Below are 12411 nucleotides of genomic sequence, written 5' to 3'. Positions count from 1 at the left end.
GATACCGCGATGCAAGTCCAATCGATGCATTTCAAGGCCCGTGCCGGCCAGAAGCTGGCCGACCAGCGCCTGCAGCAGAACCTGAAGAAGCTGTCGACGAAGTTCGTGTCCGCACGCGCCGACGCGATGACCGCGATCGACTTCCAGGCGACGCGCGCCGCGCTGAAGGCGCGCCGCGACCGTGCGCTGGAGAATCTCGACGTGTGGCTCGAGGCGTTCGAACGCGAGGCGACGCGGCGCGGCACGACGGTGCTGTTCGCGGAAACGACCGCCGACGCCGCGCGGCTCGTCGCCGACATCGCGCGACGCCACGACGTGAAGAAGGTCATCAAGACGAAGTCGATGGTGTCCGAGGAAATGCGCCTGAACGCGGTGCTCGCCGAGATGGGCGTGCAGTCGATCGAGACCGACCTCGGCGAATACATCCTGCAGATCAACGACAACGAGCCGCCGAGCCACATCATTGCGCCCGTCGTGCACAAGGACAAGGACGAGATTGCGGACCTGTTCGCGCGCACGCACCACCGCGAGCGGCTGACCGAGATTCCCGACATGACGCGCGAGGCGCGTGAGGTGCTGCGTCCGCATTTCCTGTCGGCCGACATGGGGGTGACGGGCGGCAACTTCGTGATCGCCGAGACGGGGTCGGTCGCGGTCGTCACGAACGAAGGCAACGAAGGGATGTGCACGGTGATGCCCCGCGTGCATGTCGCGGTGACGGGCATCGAGAAGGTGCTGCCGACGCTCGAGGATCTCGCGACCGCGATGCGTCTGCTGCCGCGCTCGGCGACCGGGCAGAAGACCTCGAACTATTTCTCGCTGCTCACCGGGCCGCGCGGCCCCGGCGACGAGGACGGTCCGGAGCACAACTACGTGGTGCTCGTCGACGGCGGTCGCACGGGACTGATCGGCGGCCAGTTCCAGGAGATGCTGCGCTGCATCCGCTGCGGCGCATGCATGAACCACTGCCCGGTATATCAGAAGGTCGGCGGGCACGCGTACGGATGGGTCTATCCGGGCCCGATGGGCTCGGTGCTGACGCCGAGCTACGTGGGGCTCGATCGAGCGCTCGACCTGCCGCAGGCCGCGACGCTGTGTGGCGAATGCGACAGCGTGTGCCCGGCCGGGATCCCGTTGTCGCACTTGCTGCGCACGCTGCGCGAGAAACAGGTCGAGCGGCATCTGCGGCCGTGGCGCGAGCGCGCCGCGCTCGCCGCGTGGGGCTTTGTCGCGCGCCGGCCGATGCTGTACGCGCTCACGACCAAGCTCGCGGTGCGCATCCTCGAGCGGCTGGGCGGCAATGGCGGCACGCTGCGGCGCCTGCCGATGATGGGCGGCTGGATGGACACGCGCGACATGCCGACGCCGACCGGACGCACCTTCCGCGAACTGTACGCGGCATCGCAAAGCCACCTCGGCTGACGACTGTTCATCGAGCGACAACAGTGCGTTCGCTATTCATGTATTTATCTCGATAGGTGCGGCCTATAGAATCCTGCCTGTAGTCCCCGGAATCGGGTTTCGGGGCATGAGGTCAAGGAGCCGCATCATGAGAAAGACAATATCGATGTACTGGCCGCTGGCAATCGTCGTTCCGCTCGCCGCGGTCGCTTATCTGCACGCGATGGCCGACGCGCCGTCGCGTGGCCCGCTCGCCGTTCATCAGGCATCGGCCGAGCTCGCGCGCGCGGTGTCGTTCGGGCTGGTCGGCGACGCGGCGAAGCCGTTGCCGACCGTATCCGGCGACGTCGTGCTCGCCGCACCCAAGGCGCTGTAAGGCACGCCGCCGTCGCTTTGCGCGGCGGCGCGATTCCGGGCGCCTTTGTATAATGGCGCGTTCTTCTTCCGCGCGGTTCGCCGCGGCTTTTCGATAGTGCGATGACCCGCGTTGCGATCTGTTTCGTCTGTCTCGGCAACATCTGCCGTTCGCCCACGGCCGAAGGCGTGATGCGCCACCAGGTCGATGCGGCCGGGCTGGCCGACCGGATCGCGATCGACTCGGCCGGGACCGGCGACTGGCACGTCGGCGAGCCGCCCGACACGCGTGCGCAGGCGGCGGCCCGCACCCGCGGCTACGACCTGTCGGCGCTGCGGGCGCGGCAGGTGAGCGCGGTGGATTTCGAGCGGTTCGATCTGCTGCTGGCGATGGATGAAGCCAATTTCGCGGAATTGCGGCGGCGCTGCCCGCCCGAGCATCGCGACAAGGTGCGCCTCTTGATGGAATTCGCGCCGGGCGCGACCGAGACCGAAGTGGCGGATCCTTATTTCGGCGGCGCGCAGGGCTTCGAACAGGTGCTCGACCAGGTCGAGCACGCGTGCGCGGGCCTGCTGGACACCCTCCAGCGCGGCGCCGCACGCTGATCGCGGCGGGGCGTATTCAGCGATTTGCGAATACCCTGTCGAAGACATGGATACTTGACTAAAAACGTCAAATATTTATACTTGACCAAAATCGTCAAGATTGCAGTCCCCTAGACACCATGAGACTCACCACCAAAGGCCGTTTCGCCGTCACGGCGATGATTGACTTGGCACTGCGCCAGGAGCAGGGCCCGGTGACGCTTGCAGGCATCAGCCAGCGCCAGCGGATTTCGCTCTCGTATCTCGAACAGCTGTTCGGCAAGCTGCGCAGGCATGAAATCGTCGAATCCGTGCGCGGCCCGGGCGGCGGCTACAACCTCGCGCGCCGCGCGCAGGACGTCACCGTCGCCGACATCATCATCGCGGTCGATGAACCGCTCGACGCCACGCAGTGCGGCGGCAAAGGCACGTGCGACGGCTCGAAGCAGCCCGACGGCCATTGCATGACGCACGAGCTGTGGTCGACCCTGAACCAGAAAATGGTCGAATACCTCGATTCGGTATCGCTGCAGGATCTCGTCGATCAGCAGCGCGCACGCGAGGGCGCACCCGCGGTGCTGCGCGACCGGCGCACGCCGGAGCCCGTCGCGGCGCCGGCCGAACCGGTGCGCACGATGCCGCTCGGTCCCAATTCGGTGTTCAACATCGCGAGTTCGTGAGCGCGAACGCGCCGCACACCCCATAACGCACATAGTCCCTGCACAGAATTCCCGGAGCGACAGATGACCCAAGAGACTCTCCACCTGCCCATCTATATGGATTACAGCGCGACGACGCCGGTCGACCCGCGCGTGGTCGACAAGATGGTGCCGTATCTGCGCGAGCAGTTCGGCAACCCGGCGTCGCGCAGCCACGCATACGGCTGGGACGCGGAACGCGCGGTCGAGGAAGCGCGCGAGCAGGTGGCCGCGCTCGTGAACGCGGATCCGCGCGAGATCATCTGGACGTCCGGCGCGACGGAGTCGGACAACCTCGCCATCAAGGGTGCCGCGAACTTCTACAAGGGCAAGGGCAAGCACATCGTCACGGTGAAGACCGAACACAAGGCCGTGCTCGACACCTGCCGCGAGCTCGAGCGCGACGGCTTCGAAGTCACCTATCTCGACGTGAAGGAAGACGGCCTGATCGACCTCGACGTGTTCAAGGCCGCGCTGCGCCCGGACACGATCCTCGTGTCGGTCATGCACGTGAACAACGAGATCGGCGTGATCCAGGACATCGAGACGATCGGCGAGATCTGCCGCGAGAAGGGCATCGTGTTCCACGTCGACGCCGCACAGTCGACCGGCAAGGTCGAGATCGACCTCGCGAAGCTGAAGGTCGACCTGATGTCGTTCTCGGCGCACAAGACTTACGGTCCGAAAGGCATCGGCGCGCTGTACGTGCGCCGCAAGCCGCGCGTGCGCATCGAAGCGCAGATGCACGGCGGCGGCCACGAGCGCGGCATGCGTTCGGGCACGCTGGCGACGCACCAGATCGTCGGCATGGGCGAAGCGTTCCGCATCGCGCGTGAAGAAATGGCGACCGAGAACGAGCGCATCCGCATGCTGCGCGACAAGCTGCTGCGCGGCCTGTCGCAGATCGAGGAAACGTACGTGAACGGCGACATGGAGCACCGTGTCCCGCACAACCTGAACATCAGCTTCAACTTCGTCGAAGGCGAGTCGCTGATCATGGCGATCAAGGACGTCGCGGTGTCGTCGGGCTCGGCGTGCACGTCGGCGTCGCTGGAGCCGTCGTACGTGCTGCGTGCACTCGGCCGCAACGACGAACTCGCGCACAGCTCGATCCGCTTCACGGTCGGCCGCTTCACGACGGAGCAGGACGTCGACTTCGTGATCGCACTGCTGAACAGCAAGATCGCGAAGCTGCGCGAACTGTCGCCGCTCTGGGAAATGCATCAGGAAGGCATCGATCTGTCGACGATCGAATGGGCCGCACACTGAACACCGCATTGAATACATTCGCGGGCGGATTTGCGCACGCAGACGTAACGAGTCAAGGAGTCTGAGTCATGTCATACAGCAACAAGGTTCTGGATCACTACGAAAACCCGCGTAACGTCGGTTCGTTCGCGAAAGACGACGACGCGGTCGGCACGGGCATGGTCGGCGCGCCGGCCTGCGGCGACGTGATGAAGCTGCAGATCCGCGTCGGCGCGGACGGCGTGATCGAAGACGCGAAGTTCAAGACGTACGGCTGCGGTTCGGCGATCGCGTCGAGCTCGCTCGTGACCGAATGGGTGAAGGGCAAGACCCTCGACGAGGCGCTGTCGATCAAGAACACGCAGATCGCCGAAGAGCTGGCCCTGCCGCCGGTGAAGATTCACTGCTCGATTCTCGCGGAAGACGCGATCAAGGCAGCCGTGGCCGACTACAAGAAGCGCCACGACACGAAGGAAGGCGATCAGGCAGCGGCCTGAGCGGCATCGAGCGGCTTGTGAAGGAACGCGGCGGGCCCGGGTGGCGCGCCGCGGCAAGGACATCATGGCAATTACACTGACCGAAAAAGCAGCACAGCACGTCCAGAAATACCTCGTCCGTCGCGGCAAGGGTGTGGGCCTGCGGCTTGGCGTTCGCACGACCGGGTGCTCGGGGCTCGCGTACAAGCTCGAGTATGTCGACGAGCTGGCCCCCGAGGATCAGGTGTTCGAGAGCCATGGCGTGAAGGTCGTCGTCGACCCGAAGAGCCTCGCGTACATCGACGGCACCGAGCTCGACTTCGCACGCGAAGGCCTGAACGAAGGGTTCAAGTTCAACAACCCGAACGTGAAGGACGAGTGCGGTTGCGGCGAATCGTTCCGCGTGTGACGCGGGTATCCGCGCGATGCGGGCAAGAGGCGGCACGAGCCGCCTTTTTAATGTGCGGCGTTTGCCGCGCGACGAACCGGAATTGAACGCGACGATGGTTTCGCTGAAAGACAGCCACTTCGATCTGTTTCACCTGCCGGCGCAATTCGCGCTCGACGAGGCTGCGCTCGACAGCGCATATCGCACGGTGCAGACGCAGGTTCACCCGGACCGCTTCGCGGCGGCCGGCGACGCGCAAAAGCGCATCGCGATGCAATGGGCGACCCGTGCGAACGAAGCCTACCGCACGCTGCGCGATCCGCTGAAGCGCGCGACCTATCTGCTGTCGCTGCGCGGCGTCGACATCGGTGCCGAAAACAATACCGCGATGGAGCCCGCGTTCCTGATGCAGCAGATGGAGTGGCGCGAAGGCATCGAGGATGCCGCGGCCGCCCGCAACGTCGACGCGCTCGATGCGCTGCTCGCCGAACTGCGCGACGAAAAACGCGTGCGCCTCGAGCGCCTCGGCACGCTGCTCGACAGCGCCGCCGACCAGGCCGCCGCCGAAGCCGTGCGTCAGCTGATGTTCATCGAACGGGTCGCGTCGGAAGTGGGCGCGCAGATCGAGCGCCTCGAAACTTAACCGCGTGCCTCACGGCACGCGCAGCAAACGGGCCGAGCGCCCGAACGAACCAAGATGGCTTTACTGCAAATTTCCGAACCGGGCATGGCGCCGGCGCCGCACCAGCGGCGACTCGCTGTCGGGATCGATCTCGGCACGACGAACTCGCTCGTCGCGGCCGTGCGCAACAGCGTGCCCGAAGTGCTGCCGGACGAGGCAGGCCGCGCGCTGCTGCCGTCGGTGGTCCGTTATCTGGAGCAGGGCGGCCGCCGCATCGGCCACGAAGCGAAGGAACAGGCCGCGACCGATCCGCGCAACACGATCGTGTCGGTCAAGCGCTTCATGGGCCGTGGCAAGGCGGAAGTCGAAGGCGCGGCGAACGCGCCTTACGAATTCGTCGATGCACCGGGCATGGTGCAGATCCGCACGATCGACGGCGTGAAGAGCCCGGTCGAAGTATCGGCCGAGATTCTCGCGACGCTGCGTTACCGCGCGGAAGACACGCTCGGCGACGAACTGGTCGGCGCGGTGATCACGGTGCCCGCGTACTTCGACGACGCGCAGCGCCAGGCGACGAAGGACGCCGCGCGTCTTGCGGGCCTCAACGTGCTGCGTCTGCTGAACGAACCGACCGCGGCCGCGATCGCCTACGGTCTCGACAACGCGGCCGAAGGCCTCTACGCGGTGTACGACCTCGGCGGCGGCACGTTCGACCTGTCGATCCTGAAGCTGACCAAGGGCGTGTTCGAAGTGCTGGCCGCGGGCGGCGATTCCGCGCTCGGCGGCGACGATTTCGACCACGCGCTGTTCGGCCACGTGCTCGCGCAGGCCGGCATCGATGCGAAGGCGCTCGCGCCCGAGGACGTGCGCCTGCTGCTCGATCGCGTGCGCGTGCTGAAGGAAGCGCTGTCGTCCGCGCCGCAGGCGTCGCTCGACGTGACGCTGGCGAGCGGTGCCCGGATCGAGCAGACGATCTCGCACGACACGTTCGCCGCGCTCGTCGAGCCGCTCGTGCAGCGTACGCTGACGCCGACCCGCAAGGCATTGCGCGATGCGCAGGTGAGCCCGGCCGACATCAAGGGTGTCGTGCTCGTCGGCGGCGCGACGCGTATGCCGGTGATCCGCGAGGCGGTCGCGAAGCATTTCGGCCAGCCGCCGCTCGTCAATCTCGATCCGGACCAGGTCGTCGCGCTCGGCGCGGCAATCCAGGCCGACCTGCTCGCCGGCAATCGCGGCAGCGGCGACGACTGGCTGCTGCTCGACGTGATCCCGCTGTCGCTCGGCGTCGAGACGATGGGCGGTCTCGTCGAGAAGATCATTCCGCGCAATTCGACGATTCCGATCGCGCGTGCACAGGAATTCACGACCTTCAAGGACGGACAGACCGCGATGGCGATCCACGTCGTGCAGGGCGAGCGCGAGCTCGTCGCCGACTGCCGGTCGCTCGCGCGCTTCGAGCTGCGCGGCATCCCGCCGATGACGGCCGGTGCGGCGCGCATTCGCGTGACCTACCAGGTCGATGCGGACGGGCTGCTGTCGGTGTTCGCGCGCGAGCAGCATTCGGGCGTCGAGGCGTCGGTCGTCGTGAAGCCGTCGTACGGCCTCGCCGACGACGACATCGCGAAGATGCTCGAGGACAGCTTCAAGACCGCCGAGATCGACATGCGGGCGCGCGCGCTGCGCGAAGCGCAGGTCGAGGCCGAGCGGATGATCGAGGCGACGCAGGCGGCGCTGGCGGCCGACGGCGAATTGCTCGACGACACCGAACGCACGCAGGTCGACGCGCTGGTCGCCGCGCTGCGCACGATCGCGCAGGGCGACGACACGGACGCGATCGAAACCGCGACCAAGACGCTGGCCGACGGCACCGACGAATTCGCGGCGCGCCGGATGGACAAGAGCATCAAGCGCGCACTGTCGGGCCGACGGCTCGACGAGATCTGAACGAACTGCGCGCGGGCCGTCGACGGCCCGCGCGATATTGAACCGTGCGGCGCCAGTCGCCGCACCCTGACTGACGGAACGGACATGCCTCAACTGGTGGTGCTGCCTCACGTCGAACTGTGCCCGGACGGCGCAGTGATCGACGCGACGCCCGGCAAGAGTATTTGCGACAACCTGCTCGACAACGGGATCGAGATCGAGCATGCGTGCGAGAAGTCGTGCGCATGCACGACCTGCCACGTGGTGATCCGCGAGGGCTTCAACGATCTCGACCCGTCCGAGGAGGACGAAGACGACCTGCTCGACAAGGCGTGGGGCCTCGAGCCGACGTCGCGTCTGTCGTGCCAGGCAATCGTGAAGGAAGATTCTGACCTGGTGGTCGAGATCCCGAAGTACTCGATCAACCACGCTAAGGAAAATCACTGAGGGATCGGCGGGGCGGACTCGCCGCGTACACGGGAGAGCAGGCCATGAAATGGACCGATTCGCGCGAAATCGCCATCGCGCTGGCAGACAAGCATCCGGACGTCGATCCGCAGCGGATCAATTTCGTCGACCTGCGCCAATGGGTCATCGAACTGGACGGCTTCACCGACGACCCGGCGCACTCGGGCGAGAAGATCCTCGAAGCGATCCAGGCCCACTGGATCGATGAATCCGACTTCGACGACGAAGACTGAGATTCGCGCTGGCGCCTCGCGCCATGCGGCTCCGGCAACGCTCCCGCAAACAGAAAAGGCTCGTGAAGCATCACGAGCCTTTTTCATTTCCGGCGCGGCGCAAGGGCCGCCCGGCGAGACGTCAGGCGTTACGCGCCGACCAGCGTCCCGTTCTCGATCCGCACGCGCTGGCCCTGGCCGAACGGCGGCGGGTTGTGGTACGTGAACGTGCGCGTCGCGCCGCTTTCCATCTGGACCTGCACCTGGTAGTCGGTTTCCGCGCGCACCTGCTTCTCGACCTGATTGCCGGCGAGACCGCCGCCGAGCGCGCCGATGATCGTCATCGCCGTGCGGCCGTTACCGTGACCGAACTGGTTGCCGAGCAGGCCGCCGGCCGCTGCGCCGCCGACCGCGCCGATCCCCGAGCTCTGGCCCGGCGTACGCGTCTGCGTGATCGCGACGACGGTGCCGCAGGTCTGGCAATAAGCCGCCTGCGCGGGCGCGGACGGCTGCTGCGCGTATTGCGGCGGTTGCGGCGCCGGCGTATGGCGGCGGTGCGTGGCGGCAGGGCGCGGCGCGGGCTTCGGTTCGGCCTGGGCTGCCGCCGCTTTCTCGGCCGCCGCCTTCTGCTGCGCGGCCTGTTCGGCTGCCTGCTGCTGCGCTTGCGCGGCGAGCGCGGCGCTGGCCGCAGCGGCCGTATCGACGGCCGGCTGCGACGCGATCAGCGCGGCCTGGGTCTGGCCGTTCTGCGCATTGTTGCTGTTCGCCTTCGGGAAGATGCCCGTGATCGCCGCGGTGGCCGCGAGGCTCGCGACGATCACGGCGCCTGCCGCGGTCGCGATGAGCGGGTGAAGGCGTTGCTTTTGCGGCGTGGTTTGATTCTGGTTGTCCATTTTGTTCTCTCCGGTGTCGACCTGGCTTCGCACGTTGGTGCCGGCCGGATCCCACGCTCGGGAGCGAGCAGACTCGGCGTTCCGGCGCCGCGTTCTGGTCCCGTGGTCATGCGTGGTGACGCAACAGGAGTGTCGTCCACGGGCGAGGGTCGCACCGTATCAAGGTGTAACGAATTGCAGCGCGGGGGCGGCGGGCGTTGCAGGGAAAACCCGGAGAAGGCCGTCGCGACGAGGAGATAAAACGGGGGAGGATCGAAAACCGGCGAACGCCGGCGGGCGGGATTTACGCGTGGTTACAAAGCTGACGCGTGCGCGCCGCAGGGCGCGGCGCACACGCGGGCTCGGCCGTCAGTCTTCGCGGCGCAGGTGCGGGAACAGCAGCACGTCGCGGATCGTCGGGCTGTCGGTCAGCAGCATCACGAGACGGTCGATGCCGATCCCGCAACCACCCGTCGGCGGCATCCCGTGTTCGAGCGCGCGGATGTAGTCGGCGTCGAAGAACATCGCTTCCTCGTCGCCCGCATCCTTCTGCTCGACCTGCTTCTTGAAGCGCGCGGCCTGGTCTTCCGGATCATTCAGCTCCGAGAAGCCGTTCGCGATCTCGCGGCCGGTCATGAACAGCTCGAAACGCTCGGTAATGCCCGGCACCGTATCCGATGCGCGTGCGAGCGGCGACACCTCGACCGGGTAATCGATGATGTAGGTCGGCTCCCACAGCTGCGATTCGGCGGTTTCCTCGAACAGCGCGAGCTGCAGCGCGCCGATGCCGGCGTTCAGGAAGGCCGGTTGCGACACGTCCACGCCGAGGCGCTTCAGTTCGGAGCGCAGGAACGCGTCGTCCGACAGCTGGCCGTCGGTGTACTGCGGTGCGTATTTCTGGATCGCCTGCGTGATCGTCAGGCGGTGGAACGGCTTCGCGAGGTCGAGCTCGCGGCCCTGGTACTGGATCGTCGCGGTGCCGAGCGCATCGATCGCCGCCTGGCGGATCAGCTGCTCGGTGAAGTCCATCAGCCAGCGGTAGTCGGTGTACGCGGCGTAGAACTCCATCATCGTGAATTCCGGGTTGTGGCGCGGCGATACGCCTTCATTCCGGAAGTTGCGGTTGATCTCGAACACGCGCTCGAAGCCGCCGACGATCAGGCGCTTCAGGTACAGCTCCGGCGCGATGCGCAGGAACATCTGCATGTCGAGCGCGTTGTGGTGCGTGACGAACGGCTTCGCCGCGGCGCCGCCCGGGATCGGGTGCAGCATCGGCGTTTCGACTTCCATGAAGTCGGCGTTGTCCATGAACTTGCGGATCGACGCGATGGTCTTGGTGCGCGCGCGGAACGTGTCACGCGTTTCCGGCGTGACGATCAGGTCGACGTAGCGCTGGCGATAGCGCATTTCCTGGTCGGCGAGGCCGTGGAACTTGTCCGGCAGCGGACGCAGCGCCTTCGACAGCAGGCGCAGCTCCTTGCACTGGACCGACAGCTCGCCCTTGTTGGTGCGGAACAGCACGCCGCGCGCGGCGACGATGTCGCCGAGGTCCCACTTCTTGAATGCGTCGTAGGTTTCCGCGCCGACGTCGTTCGGCGTCACGAAGAACTGGATCTGGCCCGAACCGTCCTGCACCGTCGCGAAGCTCGCCTTGCCCATCACGCGCTTGAGCATCATGCGGCCGGCGACCGATACCTCGACCGGGTTCGCCTCGAGCGCGGCCTTGTCCGAGTCGGCGAATTTCGCCTGGAGATCGGCGGCGTGATGCGTCGGCCGGAAATCGTTCGGATAGGCGACGCCTTGCTCGCGCAATGCGCGCAGCTTCTCGCGGCGCTCGGCGATGATCTGGTTTTCGTCCGCCGCGACGGCGGGCTGCGTTTGGGTCGGTTCGGTCATGATGGTCGGAATTCGGAGTGGGTGCGGCAACGCAACGGGAAGGGCGGCGCGACCGCAGGGGCCGCGCCGCGGCGCTTACACGCCCTGTTTGAGGCTCGCGCTGATGAAGTCGTCGAGATCGCCGTCGAGCACGGCCTTCGTGTTGCTCATTTCGACGTTCGTACGGAGGTCCTTCACGCGGCTCTGGTCGAGGACGTACGAGCGGATCTGGTGACCCCAGCCCACATCGGTCTTGCTCGATTCGAGCTTGTCCTGCTCGGCCTGGCGCTTGCGCATTTCGGCTTCGTACAGGCGCGACTTCAGCATGGCCATCGCTTCGGCGCGGTTGCGGTGCTGCGAGCGGTCGTTCTGGCACTGCACGACGATGCCGGTCGGCATGTGCGTGATCCGCACCGCCGAGTCGGTCTTGTTGATGTGCTGGCCGCCCGCGCCCGATGCGCGGTACGTGTCGATGCGCAGGTCGGCAGGGTTGACCTCGACTTCGATCGAGTCGTCGATTTCCGGATACACGAACACCGACGAGAACGACGTGTGGCGGCCGCCCGACGAGTCGAACGGCGACTTGCGCACGAGGCGGTGAATGCCGGTTTCGGTGCGCAGGAAGCCGTACGCGTATTCGCCCGACACCTTGATCGTCGCGTTCTTGATGCCCGCTACGTCGCCGTCGGACTCTTCGAGCACTTCGGCCTTGAAGCCCTTGCGTTCGCAGTAGCGCAGGTATTGGCGCAGCAGCATCGACGCCCAGTCGCACGCCTCGGTGCCTCCGGCGCCGGCCTGGATGTCGATGAAGCAGTTGTTCGGGTCGGCCGGGTTCGAGAACATCCGGCGGAATTCGATGTCGCCGACGCGCGCTTCGAGCTTCTTCGCGTCGTCTTCGGATGCGACGAGGGTGTCTTCGTCGCCTTCCTCGCGTGCCAGCTCGAACAGGTCGAGCGCATCGCGCAGGTCGCTATCGAGTGCCGTCAGCGTCGTGACGACGCCTTCGAGCAGCTTCTTCTCGCGGCCGAGTGCCTGGGCGTTCTTCGAATCGTTCCAGACGTTCGGGTCTTCGAGTTCCTTGTTGACTTCGGTCAGACGCGCAGATTTGGCGTCGTAGTCAAAGATACCCCCGAAGCTCGCCCGCGCGCGTGCGCAGGTCGAGCAGGGAGCTTTCGATCGCGTTGAGACGTTCCGCTTCCATGATCGTTCGCTATTCTTGCTTCGTAAAAAAGCGGAATTATAGCCGATCGGCGGGGTTTCCCGGTGACGCGGAACGTGCTTGCATGCGC

Annotated in this window: 14 protein-coding genes; 11 read left to right on the top strand and 3 right to left on the bottom strand. The window is 66.1% G+C overall.

Annotated elements, in window-relative coordinates; translation table 11 throughout:
• The first annotated feature begins 9 nt into the window (after nt 1–9).
• The 11 genes from WS49_RS29780 (at nt 10) to iscX (ending at nt 8396) form a co-directional block, all read left to right on the top strand.
• The gene (locus WS49_RS29780; RefSeq protein WP_059535861.1) at nt 10–1422 is read left to right on the top strand and encodes a lactate utilization protein B; all 1413 of its coding nucleotides are present in this window, start codon (nt 10–12) and stop codon (nt 1420–1422) included.
• A 127-nt stretch (nt 1423–1549) separates the two neighbouring features.
• Nucleotides 1550–1777, top strand: a complete 228-nt coding sequence (locus tag WS49_RS29775) for a hypothetical protein (protein WP_059535859.1) — start codon at nt 1550–1552, stop codon at nt 1775–1777.
• 101 nt (nt 1778–1878) lie between these two features.
• Nucleotides 1879–2361 carry a low molecular weight protein-tyrosine-phosphatase gene (locus tag WS49_RS29770; RefSeq protein WP_059535856.1) on the top strand — a complete coding sequence of 161 codons (483 nt, stop codon included), beginning with the start codon at nt 1879–1881 and terminating at the stop codon, nt 2359–2361.
• 119 nt (nt 2362–2480) lie between these two features.
• Nucleotides 2481–3020: a Fe-S cluster assembly transcriptional regulator IscR gene (iscR, locus tag WS49_RS29765; RefSeq protein ID WP_009691731.1), complete on the top strand. Its 540-nt coding sequence runs from the start codon at nt 2481–2483 to the stop codon at nt 3018–3020.
• Nucleotides 3021–3083: 63 nt separating this feature from the next.
• A complete protein-coding gene (locus WS49_RS29760; protein WP_059535854.1) occupies nt 3084–4307 on the top strand; it encodes an IscS subfamily cysteine desulfurase in 1224 nt (407 codons plus the stop codon).
• 68 nt (nt 4308–4375) lie between these two features.
• Nucleotides 4376–4783 (top strand): Fe-S cluster assembly scaffold IscU, encoded by a 408-nt coding sequence (gene iscU, locus WS49_RS29755; protein WP_009691729.1) that lies wholly within the window; start codon nt 4376–4378, stop codon nt 4781–4783.
• A 64-nt stretch (nt 4784–4847) separates the two neighbouring features.
• Nucleotides 4848–5171 (top strand): iron-sulfur cluster assembly protein IscA, encoded by a 324-nt coding sequence (gene iscA / locus WS49_RS29750; protein ID WP_011885413.1) that lies wholly within the window; start codon nt 4848–4850, stop codon nt 5169–5171.
• A 94-nt stretch (nt 5172–5265) separates the two neighbouring features.
• Nucleotides 5266–5793: a Fe-S protein assembly co-chaperone HscB gene (hscB, locus tag WS49_RS29745; RefSeq protein WP_034176899.1), complete on the top strand. Its 528-nt coding sequence runs from the start codon at nt 5266–5268 to the stop codon at nt 5791–5793.
• A 54-nt stretch (nt 5794–5847) separates the two neighbouring features.
• Nucleotides 5848–7716 carry a Fe-S protein assembly chaperone HscA gene (gene hscA, locus WS49_RS29740; RefSeq protein ID WP_059535851.1) on the top strand — a complete coding sequence of 623 codons (1869 nt, stop codon included), beginning with the start codon at nt 5848–5850 and terminating at the stop codon, nt 7714–7716.
• 84 nt (nt 7717–7800) lie between these two features.
• Nucleotides 7801–8142 (top strand): ISC system 2Fe-2S type ferredoxin, encoded by a 342-nt coding sequence (gene fdx, locus WS49_RS29735; RefSeq protein ID WP_059535849.1) that lies wholly within the window; start codon nt 7801–7803, stop codon nt 8140–8142.
• Nucleotides 8143–8186: 44 nt separating this feature from the next.
• A complete protein-coding gene (gene iscX / locus WS49_RS29730; RefSeq protein WP_040144569.1) occupies nt 8187–8396 on the top strand; it encodes a Fe-S cluster assembly protein IscX in 210 nt (69 codons plus the stop codon).
• 128 nt (nt 8397–8524) lie between these two features.
• Here iscX and WS49_RS29725 read toward each other — a convergent pair whose 3' ends face one another.
• The 3 genes from WS49_RS29725 to prfB form a co-directional block, all read right to left on the bottom strand.
• The gene (locus WS49_RS29725) at nt 8525–9268 is read right to left on the bottom strand and encodes a glycine zipper 2TM domain-containing protein (protein ID WP_059535846.1); all 744 of its coding nucleotides are present in this window, start codon (nt 9266–9268) and stop codon (nt 8525–8527) included.
• 348 nt (nt 9269–9616) lie between these two features.
• Nucleotides 9617–11143: a lysine--tRNA ligase gene (lysS, locus tag WS49_RS29720; protein ID WP_059535844.1), complete on the bottom strand. Its 1527-nt coding sequence runs from the start codon at nt 11141–11143 to the stop codon at nt 9617–9619.
• Nucleotides 11144–11218: 75 nt separating this feature from the next.
• Nucleotides 11219–12323, bottom strand: a protein-coding gene (gene prfB / locus WS49_RS29715; protein ID WP_107938119.1) for a peptide chain release factor 2 whose coding sequence is annotated in 2 segments (ribosomal slippage) — nt 11219–12241 and nt 12243–12323 — 1104 coding nt in all. Because the reading frame shifts where the segments join, the coding sequence is not laid out codon by codon here.
• Nucleotides 12324–12411 lie beyond the last annotated feature (88 nt).

This window comes from Burkholderia sp. RF7-non_BP4, from assembly GCF_001521935.1.
Classification (GTDB): Bacteria; Pseudomonadota; Gammaproteobacteria; order Burkholderiales; family Burkholderiaceae; genus Burkholderia; species Burkholderia diffusa.
This window is presented reverse-complemented; position numbering and strand designations above follow the sequence as displayed.

What these genes read in the sequence shown, in the direction of transcription:
- WS49_RS29780 (WP_059535861.1), top strand. Translation starts at nt 10, where the DNA reads ATGCAAGTCCAATCGATGCATTTCAAGGCCCGTGCCGGCCAGAAGCTG.
- WS49_RS29775 (WP_059535859.1), top strand. Translation starts at nt 1,550, where the DNA reads ATGAGAAAGACAATATCGATGTACTGGCCGCTGGCAATCGTCGTTCCG.
- WS49_RS29770 (WP_059535856.1), top strand. Translation starts at nt 1,879, where the DNA reads ATGACCCGCGTTGCGATCTGTTTCGTCTGTCTCGGCAACATCTGCCGT.
- iscR (WP_009691731.1), top strand. Translation starts at nt 2,481, where the DNA reads ATGAGACTCACCACCAAAGGCCGTTTCGCCGTCACGGCGATGATTGAC.
- WS49_RS29760 (WP_059535854.1), top strand. Translation starts at nt 3,084, where the DNA reads ATGACCCAAGAGACTCTCCACCTGCCCATCTATATGGATTACAGCGCG.
- iscU (WP_009691729.1), top strand. Translation starts at nt 4,376, where the DNA reads ATGTCATACAGCAACAAGGTTCTGGATCACTACGAAAACCCGCGTAAC.
- iscA (WP_011885413.1), top strand. Translation starts at nt 4,848, where the DNA reads ATGGCAATTACACTGACCGAAAAAGCAGCACAGCACGTCCAGAAATAC.
- hscB (WP_034176899.1), top strand. Translation starts at nt 5,266, where the DNA reads ATGGTTTCGCTGAAAGACAGCCACTTCGATCTGTTTCACCTGCCGGCG.
- hscA (WP_059535851.1), top strand. Translation starts at nt 5,848, where the DNA reads ATGGCTTTACTGCAAATTTCCGAACCGGGCATGGCGCCGGCGCCGCAC.
- fdx (WP_059535849.1), top strand. Translation starts at nt 7,801, where the DNA reads ATGCCTCAACTGGTGGTGCTGCCTCACGTCGAACTGTGCCCGGACGGC.
- iscX (WP_040144569.1), top strand. Translation starts at nt 8,187, where the DNA reads ATGAAATGGACCGATTCGCGCGAAATCGCCATCGCGCTGGCAGACAAG.
- WS49_RS29725 (WP_059535846.1), bottom strand. Translation starts at nt 9,268, where the DNA reads ATGGACAACCAGAATCAAACCACGCCGCAAAAGCAACGCCTTCACCCG.
- lysS (WP_059535844.1), bottom strand. Translation starts at nt 11,143, where the DNA reads ATGACCGAACCGACCCAAACGCAGCCCGCCGTCGCGGCGGACGAAAAC.